Annotated in this window: 16 protein-coding genes; 7 read left to right on the forward strand and 9 right to left on the reverse strand. The window is 62.8% G+C overall.

Annotated features, from left to right (window positions below; translation table 11 throughout):
* The first annotated feature begins 59 nt into the window (after positions 1–59).
* Entirely contained in the window at positions 60–524 is a 465-nt protein-coding gene (gene bfr / locus INT12_RS19605; protein WP_017848805.1) for a bacterioferritin, read from the forward strand.
* Positions 525–590: 66 nt separating this feature from the next.
* Here the strand turns inward: bfr and uvrA are convergent, their stop codons facing one another.
* Entirely contained in the window at positions 591–3,425 is a 2,835-nt protein-coding gene (uvrA, locus tag INT12_RS19610) for an excinuclease ABC subunit UvrA (protein ID WP_017849544.1), read from the reverse strand.
* 178 nt (positions 3,426–3,603) lie between these two features.
* Here uvrA and INT12_RS19615 point away from each other — a divergent pair, with 178 nt between their 5' ends.
* Together INT12_RS19615 and INT12_RS19620 are read left to right on the forward strand one after the other, a co-directional pair.
* Positions 3,604–4,998, forward strand: coding sequence for an MFS transporter (locus tag INT12_RS19615; protein WP_017849543.1), 1,395 nt, complete (start codon positions 3,604–3,606; stop codon positions 4,996–4,998).
* Between the two features lie 9 nt (positions 4,999–5,007).
* Positions 5,008–5,523, forward strand: a complete 516-nt coding sequence (locus INT12_RS19620) for a single-stranded DNA-binding protein (protein ID WP_017849542.1) — start codon at positions 5,008–5,010, stop codon at positions 5,521–5,523.
* A gap of 80 nt (positions 5,524–5,603) precedes the next feature.
* Here INT12_RS19620 and INT12_RS19625 read toward each other — a convergent pair whose 3' ends face one another.
* A complete protein-coding gene (locus INT12_RS19625) occupies positions 5,604–6,428 on the reverse strand; it encodes an alpha/beta fold hydrolase (protein ID WP_017849596.1) in 825 nt (274 codons plus the stop codon).
* Positions 6,429–6,681: 253 nt separating this feature from the next.
* Here INT12_RS19625 and tam point away from each other — a divergent pair, with 253 nt between their 5' ends.
* Positions 6,682–7,443: a trans-aconitate 2-methyltransferase gene (gene tam / locus INT12_RS19630; protein WP_046381880.1), complete on the forward strand. Its 762-nt coding sequence runs from the start codon at positions 6,682–6,684 to the stop codon at positions 7,441–7,443.
* Positions 7,444–7,464: 21 nt separating this feature from the next.
* Here the strand turns inward: tam and INT12_RS19635 are convergent, their stop codons facing one another.
* Positions 7,465–8,028 (reverse strand): cysteine hydrolase family protein, encoded by a 564-nt coding sequence (locus tag INT12_RS19635; RefSeq protein WP_017849594.1) that lies wholly within the window; start codon positions 8,026–8,028, stop codon positions 7,465–7,467.
* Positions 8,029–8,125: 97 nt separating this feature from the next.
* Between INT12_RS19635 and INT12_RS19640 the strand changes: the two genes are divergently transcribed.
* The gene (locus INT12_RS19640) at positions 8,126–9,097 is read left to right on the forward strand and encodes a GlxA family transcriptional regulator (protein WP_108525567.1); all 972 of its coding nucleotides are present in this window, start codon (positions 8,126–8,128) and stop codon (positions 9,095–9,097) included.
* A 164-nt stretch (positions 9,098–9,261) separates the two neighbouring features.
* On the opposite strand, the gene INT12_RS19645 is transcribed toward INT12_RS19640, so the two are convergent.
* On the reverse strand, positions 9,262–13,509 hold the full coding sequence (locus INT12_RS19645; RefSeq protein ID WP_193039601.1) for a DEAD/DEAH box helicase: 4,248 nt from the start codon (positions 13,507–13,509) through the stop codon (positions 9,262–9,264).
* A 166-nt stretch (positions 13,510–13,675) separates the two neighbouring features.
* Here INT12_RS19645 and INT12_RS19650 point away from each other — a divergent pair, with 166 nt between their 5' ends.
* Entirely contained in the window at positions 13,676–14,560 is an 885-nt protein-coding gene (locus tag INT12_RS19650; protein ID WP_026140363.1) for a sugar nucleotide-binding protein, read from the forward strand.
* 136 nt (positions 14,561–14,696) lie between these two features.
* Here the strand turns inward: INT12_RS19650 and INT12_RS19655 are convergent, their stop codons facing one another.
* The 5 genes from INT12_RS19655 to INT12_RS19675 all read right to left on the reverse strand — a co-directional run bounded on the left by INT12_RS19655 (position 14,697) and on the right by INT12_RS19675 (position 18,612).
* On the reverse strand, positions 14,697–15,395 hold the full coding sequence (locus INT12_RS19655; RefSeq protein ID WP_017849590.1) for an OmpW/AlkL family protein: 699 nt from the start codon (positions 15,393–15,395) through the stop codon (positions 14,697–14,699).
* 94 nt (positions 15,396–15,489) lie between these two features.
* Complete coding sequence (locus tag INT12_RS19660; RefSeq protein WP_046482555.1) at positions 15,490–16,011, reverse strand: DUF3299 domain-containing protein; 522 nt, start codon at positions 16,009–16,011, stop codon at positions 15,490–15,492.
* 11 nt (positions 16,012–16,022) lie between these two features.
* On the reverse strand, positions 16,023–17,288 hold the full coding sequence (locus tag INT12_RS19665; protein WP_193058979.1) for an ABC transporter permease: 1,266 nt from the start codon (positions 17,286–17,288) through the stop codon (positions 16,023–16,025).
* A gap of 1 nt (position 17,289) precedes the next feature.
* Positions 17,290–18,000, reverse strand: a complete 711-nt coding sequence (locus INT12_RS19670) for an ABC transporter ATP-binding protein (RefSeq protein ID WP_046381886.1) — start codon at positions 17,998–18,000, stop codon at positions 17,290–17,292.
* A 6-nt stretch (positions 18,001–18,006) separates the two neighbouring features.
* Positions 18,007–18,612, reverse strand: coding sequence for a DUF2796 domain-containing protein (locus INT12_RS19675; RefSeq protein ID WP_017849586.1), 606 nt, complete (start codon positions 18,610–18,612; stop codon positions 18,007–18,009).
* 132 nt (positions 18,613–18,744) lie between these two features.
* Between INT12_RS19675 and INT12_RS19680 the strand changes: the two genes are divergently transcribed.
* Positions 18,745–19,095 carry a hypothetical protein gene (locus INT12_RS19680; RefSeq protein WP_017849585.1) on the forward strand — a complete coding sequence of 117 codons (351 nt, stop codon included), beginning with the start codon at positions 18,745–18,747 and terminating at the stop codon, positions 19,093–19,095.
* Positions 19,096–19,134: the final 39 nt, after the last annotated feature.

The following is a 19,134-nucleotide window of genomic DNA, read 5'->3' on the forward strand; positions in this document are numbered from 1 at the left end:
GTGACCTATGGGTCAGCATGGTTCAAACTAAAGACTTTCAAGCAGGGAGATGTAGGGCGATGCAAGGTCACCCCGACGTAATCGATTACCTCAACACGTTGCTGACGGGCGAACTCGCGGCTCGTGACCAATATTTCATCCATTCGCGTATGTACGAAGACTGGGGCTTTACCGAGCTCTACGAGCGTATCAACCATGAGATGGAAGAAGAGACCCAGCACGCCGACGCATTGATGCGCCGTATCCTGATGCTCGAAGGCACGCCACGCATGCGTCCTGACGACTTGGACGTAGGCACAACGGTGCCTGAGATGCTCGCCGCTGACCTGCGCCTCGAGAACAAGGTCCGTGCAGCGCTGTGCAAGGGCATCGAGCTGTGCGAGCAGCACAACGACTATGTCACCCGTGAAATTCTGCGCGTGCAGTTGGCTGATACCGAAGAAGATCACACCTACTGGCTGGAAAAGCAGCTGGGCCTGATCAAGCTGGTCGGCCTGGAGAATTACCTGCAATCGCAGTTCTGATTCCCGGCTGTAAAAAAGCCCCTGTCACCGTTGAAGTGACAGGGGCTTTTTATTGGGCCGGATAAATCAGGCCCGGTCGCGCGCGAGCAACGGTTTCAAGTAGTAACCCGTGTGCGATTGCGGCATCTCGGAGACCTGCTCCGGCGTACCTACCGCGATGATCTGACCGCCCTTGGAACCGCCTTCCGGCCCGAGGTCGACCAGCCAGTCGGCGGTCTTGATCACATCCAGGTTGTGCTCGATCACCACCACGGTGTTGCCGTGGTCGCGCAGGCGGTGCAACACATCCAGCAATTGCTGAATGTCCGCGAAGTGCAGGCCCGTGGTCGGCTCATCGAGGATATACAGGGTTTTACCGGTATCGCGCTTGGACAGCTCACGGGACAGCTTGACCCGTTGCGCTTCACCACCGGACAGCGTGGTCGCCGATTGCCCCAGCTTGATGTACGACAAGCCCACATCCATCAGCGTCTGCAGCTTGCGCGCCAACGCCGGAACCGCGTCGAAGAACACCCGCGCTTCCTCGATGGTCATCTCCAGGGTTTCGTGGATGTTCTTGCCCTTGTATTTGATCTCAAGGGTTTCGCGGTTGTAGCGCTTGCTCTTGCACACATCGCACGGCACGTAGATGTCCGGCAGGAAGTGCATCTCCACCTTGATCAAGCCATCGCCCTGGCACGCTTCGCAGCGCCCTCCCTTGACGTTGAACGAGAACCGGCCCGGCCCGTAGCCCCGCGAGCGGGATTCCGGCACGCCGGCGAACAACTCGCGAATGGGCGTGAACAGCCCGGTATAGGTCGCCGGGTTGGAGCGGGGAGTACGGCCAATCGGGCTCTGGTCGATATCGACCACTTTGTCGAGGAGCTCCAGGCCCTTGATGCTGTCATGCGCAGCCGCTTCCAGCGTGGTCGCGCCGTTCAGGGCGGTGGCGCTCAACGGGAACAGCGTGTTGTTGATCAGCGTCGACTTGCCGGAGCCGGAAACACCGGTCACGCAGGTCAGCAGACCCAGCGGAATTTCCAGGTCGACATTGCGCAGGTTGTTGCCGCGCGCGCCCTTGAGGTGCAACGCCATCTTCTTGTTGCGTGGCGTGCGCTTGGACGGCACTTCAATCCTCACCCGGCCGGACAGGTACTTGCCGGTCAGCGAGTCTGGATGGGCCATCACTTCGGCAGGCGTGCCTTGGGCGACGATATGCCCACCATGCACGCCAGCGCCCGGGCCGATATCGACCACATAATCGGCCAGGCGAATCGCGTCTTCGTCGTGCTCGACCACGATCACCGTGTTGCCGATGTCCCGCAGGTGTTTCAGCGTGCCCAGGAGGCGATCGTTATCGCGCTGGTGCAAGCCAATCGACGGCTCATCGAGGATATACAACACGCCCACCAGGCCGGCGCCGATCTGGCTGGCCAGGCGGATGCGCTGGGCTTCACCGCCCGACAAGGTATCGGCGCTGCGGTCCAGCGACAGGTAATCCAGGCCGACGTTGACCAGGAACTGCAGGCGTTCGCGAATCTCCTTGAGGATCTTGTCGGCAATCTCCCCACGGCGTCCGGTCAGCTTGAGTACGCCGAAATATTCACAGGCGTCGCCGATCGGCAGGTTGGTCACCGCCGGCAGGGTCTTCTCGCCAACCCATACGTGTCGCGCCTCACGGCGCAGGCGGGTGCCTCGGCAATCCGGGCAGGGCTGGGTGCTGAGGAACTTGGCCAGTTCTTCCCGCACGCTCGCCGACTCGGTCTCGCGGTAGCGGCGTTCGAGGTTGGGTACGATGCCTTCGAACGGATGCGAGCGTTTGACGATATCGCCACGGTCGTTGAGGTATTTGAAGTCGACGTTCTGCGAGCCGCTGCCGTTGAGAATGACCTTCTGCTGATCCGCCGGCAGTTGGTTGAACGGTACTTCCAGGCTGAACTTATAGTGCGAGGCCAATGAGCCGAGCATCTGGAAGTAATAGACGTTACGCCTGTCCCAGCCGCGTATCGCGCCTTCCGCCAGCGTCAGCTCGCCATTGACCAGGCGCTTGATGTCGAAGAACTGCTTCACGCCCAGGCCATCGCAGGTCGGGCAGGCGCCGGCCGGGTTGTTGAAGGAAAACAGCTTGGGTTCCAGCTCGCTGATGGCGTGGCCACAGATCGGGCAGGCAAAGCGTGCGGAGAAGATGATCTCTTCGCCCGGTTCGTCGTCCATCGGCGCGACCAGGGCGATACCGTCCGCCAGCTTCAGGGCTGTCTCGAAGGATTCCGCCAGGCGCTGCTGCAAGTCGGCGCGTACTTTGAAGCGGTCGACCACGACATCGATCGAGTGCTTCTTCTGCTTGTCGAGCTTCGGCGCTTCGTCCAGCTCGTACAGCTTGCCGTTGATCCGCGCACGCACGAAACCTTGCGCACGCAGTTCTTCAAACACTGAAAGGTGTTCACCCTTGCGCTCGCGAATCACCGGCGCCAGCAGCATCAGCTTGGCGCCTTCCGGCTGGGCCAGCACCAGGTCGACCATCTGGCTGACGGTCTGGGCTTCCAGCGGGATGTCGTGGTCCGGGCAGCGCGGGATACCGACGCGCGCATACAGCAGGCGCAGGTAGTCGTAGATCTCGGTGATGGTGCCCACGGTGGAGCGCGGGTTGTGGGAAGTCGACTTCTGCTCGATGGAAATTGCCGGCGACAGGCCTTCGATGGTGTCGACGTCGGGTTTTTCCATCATCGACAGAAACTGGCGGGCATAGGCCGACAGCGACTCGACATAGCGCCGCTGGCCTTCGGCGTACAGCGTGTCGAACGCCAGCGACGATTTGCCGGACCCGGACAAACCGGTGATGACGATCAGTTTGTCCCGGGGCAGGGTCAGGTCGATGTTCTTCAGGTTGTGGGTTCTAGCCCCACGAATCAGGATCTTGTCCAAGATGGCCTCGCACGGCGGGCGTAAATAATGCCGGAGTATACGGCTAAAGACTGGATGAATATACACTGTCAAGGTGCCAGGTGCAGCCTTACATGAAACCTGCGCGGCAAACCGCCACATATACCCTCTCAATCGATGGGACTGGTAGAATCGCCGCCGGTTCACACGAGGTTTTTCCATGCACGATCCCCACAGCGAACGCATGAGTAGCGGCGAGACCCGAGCAGCAAGCGGTCTGGCCCTGGTGTTCGCCTTCCGTATGCTTGGCATGTTCATGGTGTTGCCGGTGCTGGCGACCTACGGGATGGATCTCGCAGGCGCGACCCCCGCCCTGATCGGCCTGGCCATTGGCGCTTATGGCCTGACCCAGGCGATTTTCCAGATTCCGTTCGGGATCATTTCCGACCGCATTGGCCGCCGCCCGGTGATCTACCTCGGGTTGATCGTGTTTGCCCTCGGCAGCGTACTCGCGGCCCAGTCCGATTCGATCTGGGGCGTGATCGCCGGGCGTGTCCTACAGGGCGCTGGCGCGATTTCCGCAGCGGTCATGGCCTTGCTGTCGGACCTTACCCGCGAACAACACCGCACCAAGGCCATGGCCATGATCGGCATGACCATCGGCCTGTCGTTCGCCGTCGCGATGGTGGTCGGCCCGTTGCTGACCCGCGCCTTCGGTTTGCACGGGCTGTTCCTGGCCACCGGCGGCATGGCGTTGTTCGGTATCGTGATCGTGGCCTTCATGGTGCCGCGTTCCACCGGCACTCTGCAGCACCGTGAATCCGGCGTCGCGCGCCAGGCGCTGCTGCCGACGCTCAAGCACCCGGACCTGCTGCGCCTGGATTTAGGTATCTTTGTATTGCACGCGATGCTGATGAGCAGCTTCGTTGCCTTGCCCCTGGCCCTGGTGGAAAAAGCCGGGCTGCCCAAGGAACAGCACTGGTGGGTCTATCTGACCGCGCTGCTGATTTCATTCTTCGCCATGATCCCGTTCATCATCTATGGCGAGAAGAAACGCAAAATGAAACGAGTTTTACTCGGCGCCGTCGTGACGCTGATGCTCACTGAGCTATTCTTCTGGCAGTTCGGCGACAGCCTGCGGGCGCTGGTAATCGGTACGGTGGTGTTCTTCACCGCGTTCAACCTGCTGGAGGCTTCGCTGCCTTCGCTGATCAGTAAAGTTTCACCGGCCGGCGGCAAGGGCACGGCGATGGGGGTGTATTCCACCAGCCAGTTCCTGGGCTCTGCACTGGGCGGCATCATGGGTGGCTGGATGTTCCAGCACGGCGGTTTGTCGGTTGTGTTCCTCGGATGCGCAGGTCTGGCTGCCCTCTGGCTAGCCTTTGCTGTTACCATGCGCGAACCTCCCTATGTGACGAGTCTGCGCTTGCCGTTATCGCCTGAAGCGATACGCGAAGCTGGCTTGGCCGAGCGTCTTAAGGCCGTTACAGGGGTTACCGATGCTGTGGTTATTGCTGAAGAAGCCGCCATCTACATCAAATTGGACACCGAATTATTGGATCGCGCGACGCTCGAGCAACTGGTCAACCCAGTGCCGACAGCGCGCCCAGCTTAGGAGAACGTTATGGCCCGTGGGGTTAACAAAGTCATATTGGTCGGTACATGCGGCCAGGATCCCGAAGTTCGCTACTTGCCTAACGGTAACGCCGTGACCAACCTGAGTCTGGCGACCAGCGAACAGTGGACCGACAAGCAGACCGGCCAGAAGGTCGAGAAAACCGAATGGCACCGTGTGTCGATGTTCGGCAAAGTGGCAGAGATCGCTGGTGAATACCTGCGCAAAGGTTCGCAGGTCTACATCGAAGGCAAACTGCAGACCCGCGAGTGGGAAAAAGACGGCATCAAGCGTTACACCACTGAAATCGTGGTCGACATGCAAGGCACCATGCAACTGCTCGGCGGCCGTCCACAGGGCGACCAACAGGGCCAGGGCGGCATGTCCAACTCGGCACCGCGTCCACAGCAGTCGCGTCCGCAGCCAAGCCAGCAGCCACAGCGTGAGTCGCGCCCAGCGCCACAACAGGCCGCTCCGCAACCGGCCGCGGATTTCGACAGCTTTGATGACGATATTCCGTTCTAGCGCATACCGCAGCAAAACAGTTACATACTAAAAAAACCGCACGACCTTGAAGGTCGTGCGGTTTATGTACAGTACCCAGCCTAGAGCATTGCGAAACGCAACATATCTTCATTGGCTCGTTGCTTGTGCGTGTCGGTCAACCCATGCGGAGCGCCCGTATAGACCAGCAACTGGGCATGCGGGATTAGGCGCTTGCTTTCCAGTGCCGAAGATTGGATCGGCACGATTTGATCGTCATCACCATGAATGATGAGGGTGGGAATACTGAAACGCCTCAAGTCCGCTCGAAAGTCTGTCTCCGAAAATGCCTTGATGCTGTCAAAAGTATTTTTGTGTCCTCCCATTACACCCTGCATCCAGAATGAATTGATCAAGCCTTGCGAGGGTTCGACGCCTACCCGGTTGAATCCATAGAAAGGGCCGCTGGCCAGATCGAGGTAGAGCTGCGAACGGTTGGCGATGGAGTCGGCACGCATCCCGTCAAAAACTTCGATTGGCGTCCCTTGGGGGTTACTGGGGGTTCTCAGCATCAACGGCGTTACCGCGCAGATCAAGCCGGCCTTGGCCACGCGCGAAGTGCCATGGCGAGCGATATAGCGTGCAACTTCACCGCCTCCGGTGGAGAAACCGAAGAGGATCACGTTGGTCAGATCCAGGTGCTCGATCAGTTCCGCCAGATCGTCCGCGTAGTGGTCCATGTCATTGCCGCCCCACGGCTGGCTTGAGCGGCCATGCCCGCGGCGGTCATGCGCGATGGCGCGAAAACCGTTGTTGGCGAAATGCAGCATTTGCGATTCCCAGCTGTCGCTGTTCAGTGGCCAGCCGTGGCAGAACATAACAGGCTGGCCGCTGCCCCAGTCTTTATAATAAAGCTCGTTGCCTTCGCGAGTTGTCAGATAAGTCATGGCGTAGCTCCATTGACGTGAACAGACTTGGCGGTGGAGACCAGAAAGCCGTCCGTGGACACTACGCTGGCATTGGTATTAACGATTCGCAGAGGACTTGGCTCGTGCAGGTCTAAACTAATCTTAGTTCGGGTTTGCGCACGCTGCGCAGGGTGTGCAGGCATCTTCCGATGGTGAGGTGATCCCTGGCGTTTGTTCTCATGGCTCACACGATTTAGGCTGTGGCCAACCTTTAAGCACAAGGAGCGCCGCGATGACCTGGTCCGCCAAGCAATACACGCTGTTCGAACAACAGCGCACACGCCCCGTCCGTGATCTGGTCGCGGCCATTCCCAATACCGCGGTGCAAACCGCCGTCGACCTGGGCTGCGGCCCCGGTAATTCCACGCAAGTGTTGGCCGAGCGTTTTCCGCAGGCTCGCGTCACCGGCATGGACAGCTCCGACGACATGCTGGCCGACGCCCGCAAGCGCCTGCCGACGCTGAACTTCGAACGGGCGGATATCGGCGCCTGGAGCCCGGCGCAACCGTTCGATGTGATCCTGGCGAATGCTTCTCTGCAATGGCTGCCGGACCACGCCACGCTTTACCCGCACCTGGTCAGCCAGTTGACCTCCGGCGGAACCCTGGCGGTGCAAACCCCGGACAACCTCGACGAGCCCGCCCATCGGCTGGCGCGTGAAGTCGCCGCCGATGGCCCATGGTCCGCCAGGATCGGCGCGGTCAAACACAATGAACGGCACACGGCGAGCTATTACTACGAACTGCTGAGCAAACACTGCAGCGCCGTCGATGTGTGGCGCACCACCTACCTGCACCCGCTGGCGGATCACGCGGCTGTGGTGGAGTGGTTCAAGGCCTCGGCATTGCGGCCGTTCCTCGCACCGTTGAGTGACGACGAAAAAGCCGCTTTCCTGCAGGACTATCAGGCGCGAATTACCCAGGCTTATCCGGCCCTGGCTGATGGCACCGTGCTGCTGCCTTTCCCGCGCCTGTTCATTATCGCAACCCGCTAGCCCCACGCCCGCATGTGGCGGTCAGGCCGCCGCCGCTTGCGCCTGCAAGTATTCCTGCGTCGACACCACGCTCGCATACCCAAATGCCAACGATGCCATATACGCCCCATGCACCTGCGCCGCCGGAATCACTTGCCCGTTGAACTCCTGATCCCGCGTGGCGCAGGCGTCATGGAGCACGGTGACCTTGTAACCGAGGTCCGCCGCCGCCCGTACCACGGCGTCGATGCACATATGGCTCATGCTGCCGACCACGACCAGGTCAGTGATGCTGCGTTGTTCCAGCACCGTGCGCAGTTGGGTTTCGCGAAACGCATTCACGAAATGTTTAAGCACCACCGGCTCACTGCCTTCGTTCAGCACCTTGGGGTGCAGATGCGCGCCTTCGGAGCCTGGGGTGAAGAACGGTGCATCTTCCGAGGTGAACTCATGGCGCACATGAATCACTGCATCGCCCGCCTGGCGAAATGCCTGCAGCGCCTGCGCGGCCTTGTCTGCCGCGGCTTCCACGCCGTCGAGCGGCCACTTGCCGTGAGGGAAGTAGTCGTTCTGGATATCGATTAGGATGAGCGCTTGCTTGGCCATGTGTGTTGCCTCGTGATGGGTTGATGGGCGCCAGTATCTTAGCTGGCGCACCGACCGGGGATTGGCTGCACCGACAATAGCAGGGGGAAAACTGACAATGGCCGTGGAACGCTCGATCATCGAGTTGGGTGTGTTGATCTATCAGGGCGCGCAACTGGCGGCGGTGCATGGCCTGACCGATCTGTTCGGGGTGGCCAACCGGATCGCCGCCGCGCACCAATCCGCGCAATTGCCGCTGCTGCGGGTCAGCCATTGGCAGGTGGCGGCAGATGGTACGCCCGCGCGCGTATTCGCCAGCCATCCCGGCCCCGGCCAACCGCTGATGGCCGTGCTGGTGCCACCGTCGATTGGCGAATTCACGGAGCAACAGACGCCACCCGCGTTGTTGCAATGGCTACGCCAACAACACGCGGCGGGCACCGTGCTCGGTGGCGTGTGTATCGGTTCGATCATGCTGGCGCGCAGTGGTTTGCTGGACGGGCGCAGCGCCACCACCCATTGGTCTTCTGCCAGTACGTTCGCAGAGCGTTACCCTGCGGTGCGTCTGGAAGCGGATAAACCGATCGTCGATGACGGCGACCTGATCACCACCGCCGGGCTGATGGCGTGGTCCGAACTGGGCCTGCGCCTGGTCGACCGCCTCATGGGGCCGAGCGTTGCGGCGGACACGGCGCGCTTTCTGGTGATCGAACACAGCGACAGCGCCAGCCAGTGCGGCAGCAACTTTGCGCCGATTCTCGGGCATGGCGACGGCGCGATCCTGAAAGTGCAGCACTGGTTGCAAGCCAGTGGCGCGGTGGATGTCTCGGTGGCGGCGATGGCGCAGGAGGCCGGCCTCGAAGAACGCACGTTCCTGCGGCGCTTTCGCGGCGCGACGGGTTTGAAACCCACCGAATACTGCCAGCACCTGCGAGTGGGCAAAGCCCGGCAAATGCTCGAGTTCACCAACGGCACCATCGACCATATCGCCTGGACCGTGGGCTATCAGGACCCCAGCGCGTTTCGCGCCACCTTCAAGAAAATCACCGGCCTGGCGCCCAGCGAGTATCGCAGCCGGTTTGGTGTGTGAAGAATGTTTCGTCGTCACCGCCCTCGCTCGCCTCGTCAGCTTCCTATAGGCCTGATGATGTTCTGGCCTCATCGGGGGCAAGCCCCCTCCCACATTTGATTGTGTTCACAGATCAACGTGTGGGAGGGGACTTGCCCCCGATGAGGCCTTCAAAGTCACCCGGCTCAATGCCTGATCAGCCTCTCCTGCACCGCCTGCTGATCCACATCCAGCAGTATCTGTTGCTTGCCAGCCACCCTCACTGCCGCTGGCAACCCATCGCGATACACAATCCGGTTACCACTCACCGCCGGCACTTTGCTGCCCGGCAATAGCGTGCCCACCAGGTTCAGCGGATCAGCCCCGCACACCGCGATCAGGCTTCCATCATGGGCCCGCCGCCGCACCTCACGCAGCAGCGGGATCGCTTCCGGCAAGGCGAACTGTTCGCCCGCCAACCCGCTGACGAACCGCCCGCCGCGAATCTCCCCGCGTGCCTCCAGGCGGTGAAAGGTGCGCAGCAATTCGCGCCAGCTTGGCAGCCAATCCGCCTCGCGCTCCAGCAGTCGCCAGAACACCACGCCGTAGCGGCGCAGCAAGGTCATCGCCACATGCTCCAGGGTTTCGGCCGAGTGCGGGCCGGCGGCGGTCGACGGGCGTCGAATCAGCGCCCAGCGCCCGGCATCGTCCATGCCGCCGACAAATGCACCGCGCCCGCGCCGGCTGCTGCGCGCCTGGCGTTTACTCGCGGGCGTGGTCAGTGCACGCAGCCCGGCGAAACTGTCGGCGTTCACCAGGCCGGCACCGACCAGCTCCTGCAGCGCCGTTTCCAGCTCGCTGCGCAGCAGATGGGCTTCGTGGGCCAGCTCATCGAAAAACAACGCGCCGTGTTCGCGCAGGGTCTGGTGGACTTTCTGCGCCTTGGGCGACAACGTCGTGCTGTCGGTTTGTTCGGTCAGCCCGCTCCACAGCGGCACCTGGCTGCGCGGCAGCAGCACCACGGGCGTGCTGCGCAGGGCGGTGGCGCCGGGCTTGTTGCTCAGGCGTGTCCACACCAGCTTGCCGCTGCGGCACAGGTCGTCGAGCCAGGTTGATGTGTAATCCTTGAGCCGCGCGCTGAGCAAGTCACTGTCCCAGGCCGAGGTGGCCGCCGCGTAGCCTTCGAACTGGGCGACGATCTGCGGCAACATCGCGCTGCCCTGGCCACGCGTACCGTCGGACAGGTGCTGCCAATCGAACAGAAAGCGCATGAAGTCCTGCAACGCCACCGGCTCGATTTCCCGGCGCAGGCGCTTGACCGTGTAGCGATGAATCCGCGCCAGCAGGTGCCGTTCGCACCATTGTTCCTCGCGGGCACCGGGGCTGAAACGCCCGCGCAACACATAGCCTTCCTGCTCCAGGCGGGCCAGGGCCTGGGCGATGTCGGTCACCGGCAGCCCAAGGGGCGCGGCGATTTCGATCAGGCTCAGCGGGCCGAACCCCCCGAGGCGCGCGCGCAGTACTTCCACCAGCGCGTCATCGAAGGTCCAGGGCTCATCGAAGCCGGGCAACAGCGGCAGGTCGTTGGGGTAAATCGCCCGCAAGCAACTCAGGCGTTCCACCGCCACCCACTGGCCTTGGGGCAGATGACAGGCGCGTCCGCCCTTGGCCAGCGTTTGCAACCACTGCCGCCATTGCGGCGTAACCTCGCTGTCGACGATGCACGCCAGGCTCATCAACGCTTCATGCATTTCATCCAGGCCATGGGGCGCCGGCCAGGCCTCTTCGCGCACGCCGGCGATGGCGTCGGCGTCCAGCGCGCCAAGGTCGTCGGTGCTCTGCGGGTCGCTCCAGCGCCGGTTGAGCACGGCCTGGGTGCGGCGTTCTTCCAGCGGCGCGTCGTCGAGAAAGGTGTAGGGCCGCGCGCTGAGAATTTCCGCGGCCATGGGCGAGGGCGCCGGCAGGTCGCGGCTGATCAGGCGTACCTCGCCGCGCTCGATGCGCCGCAACAGGGCCAGCCAGCCGTCGCTGTCCATCGCTTCGTGCAGGCAGTCATCCAGGGTTTGTTCGACCAGCGGGTGGTCGGGTACTTCGCGCTCGCCGGCGAGGTTTTCCAGGCACGCGATCTGGTCGGGAAACACGCTGGCGATCAGGTCTTCGCTTTTCATCCGCTGGATCTGCGGCGCCACCTTGCGCCCGCCGGTAAAACGCGGCAACGCCAGGGCCACACCGGCGTTCCAGCGCCAGCGCACGCCGAACAACGGCGCGTCGAGCACGGCCTGGATCAGCAGGTGCTCGGCGGTCTGGCTGTTGAGATAACGCCACACCTCATCCAGCGCGAAACTGTGGCTGGTGGACAGCGACAGCACGATCGCATTCTCGCTGGCCGCCGCTTGCAGTTCGAAGTTGAAGGTGCGGCAGAAACGCTTGCGCAGCGCCAGGCCCCAGGCGCGGTTGATGCGGCTGCCGAATGGCGTGTGGATGATCAGTTGGGTGCCGCCGGATTCGTCGAAAAACCGCTCCATGATCAGCGTGTCCTGGGACGGCAGCGCGCTGAGCGCCAGGCGCGCGCGGGCCAGGTAATCCACGATCTGCTCGGCGCTGGCGCGGTTCAGGCCCAGGGTGTCGGTGAGCCAGGCGAGGGTGGGTTGCAGATCGCCGGGCGTGGCGCCGAGCAGTTCGTCCAACTGGCCCTGCAACCGCGCGACCGCCGCGGACAATTCGCGGCTGCGCCCCGGCGCCTCGCCGAGCCAGAACGGGATGGTCGGCGGCTGACCATGGGCGTCCTCGACCCGCACCTTGCCGGCTTCGACCCGCAAGATCCGGTAGGACGTATTACCGAGCTGGAAGACATCCCCGGCGATACTTTCCACCGCGAAGTCTTCGTTGACGCTGCCGATGTTCAGGCCCTGAGGCTCAAGCAACACGCTGTAGTCGGCGTTGTCGGGGATGGTGCCGCCGCTGGTCACGGCGGTCAGCCTGGCGCCCCGACGACCGCGCAGGGTGCCGGTCACGGCGTCGCGGTGCAGGTAGGCGCTGCGGATGCCCTGGCGGCCGTTGTAGCCGTCGCAGAGCATCTGCACCAGCGCCTGGTAATGGCGTTCATCCAGCTCGGCATAGGGCGCGGCGCGGTGGATAAGTTCGAGCAGCGCCTGTTCCGGCCATTCCCGCGCGCTGACTTCGGCGACGATTTGCTGGGCCAGCACGTCCAGCGGCGCGACCGGGATGTGCAAGTTGTCCAACTCGCCCCGGCGCACGCAGTCGAGCAGGGCGGCGCATTCGATCAGGTCATCGCGGGTGGTAGCGAACAGGCGCCCCTTGGGCGTGCCGCCGACCTGGTGCCCGGAGCGGCCGACTCTTTGCAGAAACCCATTGATGGAACCGGGCGAGCCGATCTGGCACACCAGGTCGACCTCGCCGATATCGATCCCCAACTCCAGGGATGCGGTGGCGATCAGCACTTGCAGCGCGCCAGCCTTGAGCCGTTGTTCGGCGTCCAGGCGCAACTCCTTGGCCAGGCTGCCGTGGTGCGCGGCCACGGCGGACTTGCCCAGGCGCTCGCTCAAATGCCGCGCCAGGCGTTCGGCCAGGCGCCGGGTGTTGACGAAAATCAGCGTGGTGCGGTGTTTGCGGGCGAGGGCGGCGAGGCGGTCGTAGACCAATTCCCACACGTCGTTGGCCATTACCGCTGACAGCGGCACCGGCGGCACTTCGATATCCAGGTCACGCGGGCGCGCATGGCCGATGTCGACGATCGCGCACGGACGTGCCGTGCCCACCAGAAAACGCGACACCGCCTCGATGGGTTTTTGCGTGGCCGACAGACCGATGCGTATCAACGGCTCGGCGCACAAGCCTTGCAGGCGTTCGAGGCTCAGGGCCAGGTGACTGCCGCGTTTGCTCGCCGCAATCGCATGGATCTCATCGACGATCACCGTGCGCGTGCTGGCGAGCATCTGCCGGCCGGAGTCCGAGCCCAGCAGCACGTAGAGCGATTCCGGCGTGGTCACCAGGATATGCGGCGCACGCTTGCGCATCAGCACGCGGTCTTTTTGCGGCGTGTCGCCGGTACGCACGGCGGTGCGGATCGCCAGCGGTGGCAGGCCCAGTTGCTGTAAATGCGCGGTGATCCCGGTCAGCGGGGTTTGCAGGTTGATCTGGATGTCGTTGGACAGCGCCTTGAGCGGCGACACATACACCACCTGGGTTTCATCCGGCAGTTGCCCGCCGTTGGCCAGGCCTTGATGAACCAGGTCATCGAGCACCGCGAGGAAGGCCGTCAGCGTCTTGCCGGAGCCGGTGGGCGCGGCGATCAGCGTCGAGCGGCGCTGGCGGATCAGCGGCCACGCCTGGGCCTGGGCGTGGGTCACCGAGGGGAAGGTGCTGCGGAACCAGGCGCTGACGGCGGGGTGAAAGCCGTTCAAGACCGTATCGGTTGTTTCAGGAAGGTTCATGATCCCTATATGCAACCGCCCGGGCCAAGTTGCAAGCCCGCACTTTGTCCGTGACGGTTGCGCTACAAACCCGCAAAATGCAACGATTCTGGCAAATACCCACGGCAAGGCTCAAACGCCTGTCGATACTAACCATCGTTCCAAACAGACCGGGCCAGCTCAATCTATGCGAATGCGCCTTATGTTGTTGGGCGGCGGGAATGCCCTCGGGCAGGCGCTGATTCGCCTCGGTGCAGAGGAAGACATCGGTTTCCTCGCCCCCAAACCGCCCCAAGACGGCTGGGATGCCGCGAGCCTTACCCAATTGCTCGACGACACCCGTCCCGATGCGTTGATCAACCTCGCCTACTATTTCGATTGGTTCCAGGCCGAAACGGTCAGCGAAAGCCGTCTGGCCGCCCAGGAGTCGGCGATCGAACGCCTGGCCGAACTGTGTCAGCACCACAGCATCACCCTGCTGCAACCGTCCAGCTACCGCGTGTTCGATGGCTCCCGCGCCACTGCCTACAGCGAAAAGGACGAGCCGGTGCCCCTGGGCCTGCGCGGCCAGGCGTTGTGGCGTATCGAACAGAGCGTGCGCGCCACCTGCCCGCAGCATGTGTTGCTGCGCTTTGGCTGGCTGCTGGATGACAGTGTCGACGGCACCCTCGGGCGTTTCCTGGCGCGGGCCGAGCAGACTGAAGAACTGCTGATGGCGGACGACCGTCGCGGCAACCCGACGCCGGTGGACGATGCGGCGCGGGTGATCATCTCCGTGCTCAAGCAACTCGATTGCGCGGCGCCGCTGTGGGGCACTTATCACTACGCCGGTCACGAGGCGACCACGCCGTTGGCGCTGGGCCAGGCGATCCTCACCGAAGCGCGCAGTTTCCGTGCGCTGGTGATCGAAGCCCCCACCGCCCAGGCCCATGCGGCTCGGCCGGATGCCGGTGAAGAACCGCAACACGCGGTGCTGGCCTGCAAGAAAATTCTCCACACCTTTGGCATCAAGCCGCGGGCGTGGCGAGCGGGGTTGCCAGCGTTGCTGGATCGGTTCTACCGCCGTAGCTGAAACACCCCAAAGCAAAATGTGGGAGGGTGCTTGCCCCCGATAGCGGTGGCTCAGTCAATGAATCTGTTGACTGACGCCGCGCTATCGGGGGCAAGCCCCCTCCCACATTGGTTTTGTGGTGTTTGTGAAATATCGCTTAGAACTTGTAGCCGATACCGACCATGTAAACGAATGGATCAACGTCAACATTGACCTTGGCGCGAGTGCCAGGCACGGCGTTGTAGTTCACTGTGGCCTTGGTGTTGATGTCGATGTAGCGCGCCTGGGCGTTGATCATCCACTTGTCGTTGATCATGTAGTCGGCGCCGATCTGCGCGGCCCAGCCCCAGGAGTTTTCGGCCTTGAAGTTGCTGAAACCGTTTTGTTTCGCGCTGCCGCTGACGCTCTCGTCATAGATCCAGGTGTAGTTGATACCAGCACCCACATACGGTTGGAACGCCGATTTGCTGTCCAGCGGGTAGTACACGACGCTCAGGGTTGGCGGCAGTTGTTTCAGGGAGCCGAGTTTACCGTTGGCTGGGCTCAAAGCGGTATTCTTGAGCTTCACGTCATGCGAGAACGGTGTGGCCGCCAGCAGTTCGATACCCCAGTGGCTGGTGAACATGTAGGCGAAGTTCAGACCCAGTTGCGTGTCGCTGCTCAAGGTCGCTTTGCCGCCCAGGTTCGTGCCGGCAATTGGGCCCTGGTCAACTTTGACGCTGCCGCTGTCGGTATTCGGGTTCACGGTGATTGCACCTGCGCGAACCAGAATGTCACCGGCCTCGTGAGCGTGGGCAACGGGGGCGGCGAGGGCGAGCGCGAAGAGTGACGCGCCGAGCAGAGACTTATTGTTCATGGGAGCTCCAGAGGACGTTTAAAGGTTGTACATCCAATGGTAAAGATCGTTCCGTTCGGTCTTTTGACGCAGCTCAATGAATGGGTGATAAGCGCTATTCCGGCAATTCGTAGACGTAAATCTTCTCGGCATCCATCTGATAGCCGGCGTCGGCCAACTCACTGGAGGACGGTTTGACCTGCATCACGCCCTCGATCCAATACGGCTGATACAGCTCGTCGAGCTTCACGCCGACTTCGCTTTTCACATGCACGATCTGGTTCGACGGCGGCGGCGGTACGTGAATGCACGCGCCGAAATACGGCACCAACAGGAACTCGGTGGTACGGCCTTCTTCACTGACTTCCAGCGGCACGATGTAGCCCGGCAGGCGGATATGCCGGCCATCGAGGCTTGGCACCACCGGTGCGTTGGGCAAGTCCTGCTTGGCCGCTGGCGCGGCCTCCACCGACAACGCATCGGCCATTTTCGACAGGTCGTGCAGCGGTTTCATATTGGGGATTTCCGGCGGCGCGTCCGCCGGGATCATCTCCTGCCAGGACAAATCCTTGGGCTGATCCTCCGCCCAGGCGGGCGCGGCCAGCAGCAACAACAGGGCAAACAGGGCACGACGCATTGAAGCCTTCCTCATAAACGTATGGACAGGCCATCGGCCAAGGATTGTCGATAGGCCCGCCACGCTGGCACGCTGCCCATCAACAGCGCCGCTGCGAGGATGCCGGCGAGCAAGCTCCATTCATACTCGCTGGGCCAGGCCATCGGCAGGTCCCGGCCGTAGTTGGCCTGCAGGTACCCGCGTGAAGCGGCGATGCACACGTACAGCAGACCCACGCCGGCGATCACACCGGACAGCGCCAGGGCAAAGGCTTCGAAGATCAGCAACGTCGCGATATGCCATGGGCGCGCGCCCACCGAACGCAGGATCGCCATTTCGCGACGGCGCTCGTTGAGGCTGGTGAGGATCGCGGTGAGCATGCCGATCAAACCGGTCAGCACCACGAACAGCGAGATCACGAACAGCGCTTTTTCCGCGGTGCCCATCATGCTCCACAGCTCTTGCAGCGCCACGCCGGGCAGGATCGCCAGCATCGGTTCGCCACGGAATTCATTGATCTCGCGTTGCAGGGCGAAGGTGGAGATCTTGTTGTTCAAGCCGAGCATGAAGGCGGTGATCGCCTGCGGGGTCAGGTCCATGTTGCGTGCCTGATCGGCACTGATGCGGCCTTTGCCCTGGGCTGGCACGCCGTTGTGCCAGTCGATATGGATCGCCTCCATGCCGCCGAGGCTGATATGCAGTGTGCGGTCCACCGGGGTGCCGGTGCGCTTGAGGATGCCGACCACGGTGAACGGTTTGTCATCGTGCTTGACCAGGCTCACCACCGCCACGCCATGGGCCAGCACCAACTGATCGCCGAGCTTGTAGTGCAGCGCTTCGGCCACTTCGGCGCCGAGTACCACTTCGAACGGATCGGTGGCGAAGGCGCGGCCGCTGGCCAGTTCGAGGTGTTGCTTGCGGCCGTACTGGTAGTGCTCGAAATAGGATTCGTTGGTGCCCATCACCCGGTAGCCGCGATGGGAGTCGCCGAGGGAGATCGGAATCGCCCATTTCACCTGCGGGTTGGCGGCGAAGTGTTCGTAGCTGTCCCAACGGATATTGTTGGTGGCGTTGCCGATACGGAACACCGAATACAGCAGCAGGTTGACCGAGCCGGAACGCGCGCCGACGATCAGGTCGGTGCCGCTGATGGTGCTGGCGAAACTGTTGCGCGCTTCAACGCGCACCCGTTCCACCGCCAGCAGCAGGCACACCGAGAGGGCGATGGCGAAGGCGGTGAGGATCGCGGTAAAGCGGCGGTTAGCCAGGCTGGCCATGGCTAGACGGAACAGATACATCTCAAACCTCTGCGGGCGTGGCGGCGCGATTGAGTTCGGCCAGCGACAGGTGACGGTCGAACAGCGGGGCCAGGCTCTGGTCATGGCTGACAAACAACAGGCTGGCGCCGGCCTCGCGGCATTCGGCGAACAGCAGTTGCAGGAAGGCTTCGCGGGCGTCGTAGTCCAGCGCCGAGGTGGGCTCGTCGGCGATCACCAGCTCCGGCTGGCCGATCAGCGCACGGGCGGCGGCCACCCGTTGTTGCTGGCCGATCGACAGCGAGTCGGCGCGGCGCTCCAGCAGGGCGCTGTCCTTCAACCCCAGGTGCGCCAGCAACGCCGCGGCGGCCTGGTCGACACTGCCGTGGCGCTGTTTGGCCCGCTGCGCGCGCAGCTTGGAAAAGTGGCACGGCAACTCGACGTTTTCGCGCACCGACAGGAACGGCAGCAGGTTGAACTGCTGGAAGATGTAGCCGGTATGGTCGACGCGAAAACGGTCGCGGGCACTGGCCGAGAGTTCGGTCAGTTCCTGGCCGAGCAGACGGATGCTGCCCCGGCCGGGTGTCTGCACGCCGCCCAGCAGGCCGAGCAGGGTGGTCTTGCCACTGCCGCTGGGGCCCTTGAGAAACAGGGTCTCCCCCGGTTCCAGGCGGAACGCGGGGATGTCCAGCAACGGCGGGTGTCCGGGCCAGTTGAAGCCCAGGTCGGACAGTTCGATCAATGCGTGGCTCATGGCTACTCAGAACTTCAGGGTGGCTGCTGTGACCGTCGCGTCCACACCTTGCTGGCCGCTCGGGCCGATCAGTTGTACCTGAATTTTCTGGGTGGCGGGGAAGGTCTTGAACACCTGGCTCAGGTCGAGGTTGCTCAAGGCCGTCGGCGTGGCGCAGGTGAACTGGTAGTGGGCGTGGATTTCGCTGTGGTCGTGATGATGCTCGTGGGCAGCCGCGCCTTTGCTGTCGGTGGCGTGGTCGTCATCGTCGTCATCATGCTCGGCTTCGGGCTTGTCGCCGAACAGCGGGCTGTTGAGTTCCTGAGTGCTGACCACGCAACCGGCGGCCTTGGGCAGATTGAACAGGACGGCTGGGTTTTCCAGCTGTTTGCGCACGGCGGCGACCTTGGCTTTGTCGGCGGCGCTGGTGGCGGGGTGTTCGAACCCCACCAGGTTCATCGCCGGGCTGTCCAGCTCAAGCTCCAGGGCCTGGCCGTCGAGCACCGCGTTGAGACGGCCGACCCCGTGTTCATGGGCTCCCAGGCTGGCATGCTCATGATCATGCTCGTCAGCGGCGTGGGCGATAGCCAGTGGCAGCAGGGCAAACGGCAAAGCAAGCAGCAGACGGCGCATGGGGAAGCTCCAGAACATGAAATTTATGTTATGTGATCTTATAACAATAGTGTCGAGAGTTTGACCGTCCGCTTGGCGTTGCGCAAGCCGCATGGGAGCATGCCCGTCGGAAAAAATGCAGGAGTAGGGACGATGTTGCGGATTCGTGGAACTGTCGGCGACCTGCCGGTGGACTTGACCCTGGAGCTGGATGACGCTGATTGGGCACGCCTGCGCGCGCAGTTGCAGACGACGCCGGTGGCCAGCGCCACCGCTGCGCCGGCTGTTGCGGTCAAGCAGAACGATGACCTGTGGCAGAACGCCCAGGACCTGTTGCGCGCCGCCGGCCAGCTCAACGGGCTGGAATTGCTCGATCAACTGGAAGGACTGGCCGGCGACGCCGCAGCGGGCAAGCGCCTGCTGGTGCGCCTGCGCCATAGCGGCCAGGTCAAGGTCAGCAGCGGCGGTGATACGCCGCTCTATACCTGGATTGACCCGTTGTAGGCGCGAGCTTGCTTGCGAAGAGCGTCAACCACAACGCGC

Origin of the sequence: Pseudomonas sp. K8, from assembly GCF_014889455.1 — a bacterium.
Lineage (GTDB): Bacteria > Pseudomonadota > Gammaproteobacteria > Pseudomonadales > Pseudomonadaceae > Aquipseudomonas > Aquipseudomonas veronii.

Excerpts from the sequence above, each read along its gene's own strand:
- INT12_RS19665 (WP_193058979.1), bottom strand. The coding sequence starts at position 17,288 with ATGTATCTGTTCCGTCTAGCCATGGCCAGCCTGGCTAACCGCCGCTTT.
- bfr (WP_017848805.1), top strand. The coding sequence starts at position 60 with ATGCAAGGTCACCCCGACGTAATCGATTACCTCAACACGTTGCTGACG.
- INT12_RS19680 (WP_017849585.1), top strand. The coding sequence starts at position 18,745 with ATGTTGCGGATTCGTGGAACTGTCGGCGACCTGCCGGTGGACTTGACC.
- tam (WP_046381880.1), top strand. The coding sequence starts at position 6,682 with ATGACCTGGTCCGCCAAGCAATACACGCTGTTCGAACAACAGCGCACA.
- INT12_RS19615 (WP_017849543.1), top strand. The coding sequence starts at position 3,604 with ATGCACGATCCCCACAGCGAACGCATGAGTAGCGGCGAGACCCGAGCA.
- INT12_RS19675 (WP_017849586.1), bottom strand. The coding sequence starts at position 18,612 with ATGCGCCGTCTGCTGCTTGCTTTGCCGTTTGCCCTGCTGCCACTGGCT.
- INT12_RS19645 (WP_193039601.1), bottom strand. The coding sequence starts at position 13,509 with ATGAACCTTCCTGAAACAACCGATACGGTCTTGAACGGCTTTCACCCC.
- INT12_RS19655 (WP_017849590.1), bottom strand. The coding sequence starts at position 15,395 with ATGAACAATAAGTCTCTGCTCGGCGCGTCACTCTTCGCGCTCGCCCTC.
- INT12_RS19625 (WP_017849596.1), bottom strand. The coding sequence starts at position 6,428 with ATGACTTATCTGACAACTCGCGAAGGCAACGAGCTTTATTATAAAGAC.
- INT12_RS19620 (WP_017849542.1), top strand. The coding sequence starts at position 5,008 with ATGGCCCGTGGGGTTAACAAAGTCATATTGGTCGGTACATGCGGCCAG.
- INT12_RS19635 (WP_017849594.1), bottom strand. The coding sequence starts at position 8,028 with ATGGCCAAGCAAGCGCTCATCCTAATCGATATCCAGAACGACTACTTC.
- INT12_RS19640 (WP_108525567.1), top strand. The coding sequence starts at position 8,126 with ATGGCCGTGGAACGCTCGATCATCGAGTTGGGTGTGTTGATCTATCAG.
- INT12_RS19660 (WP_046482555.1), bottom strand. The coding sequence starts at position 16,011 with ATGCGTCGTGCCCTGTTTGCCCTGTTGTTGCTGCTGGCCGCGCCCGCC.
- INT12_RS19650 (WP_026140363.1), top strand. The coding sequence starts at position 13,676 with ATGCGAATGCGCCTTATGTTGTTGGGCGGCGGGAATGCCCTCGGGCAG.
- INT12_RS19670 (WP_046381886.1), bottom strand. The coding sequence starts at position 18,000 with ATGAGCCACGCATTGATCGAACTGTCCGACCTGGGCTTCAACTGGCCC.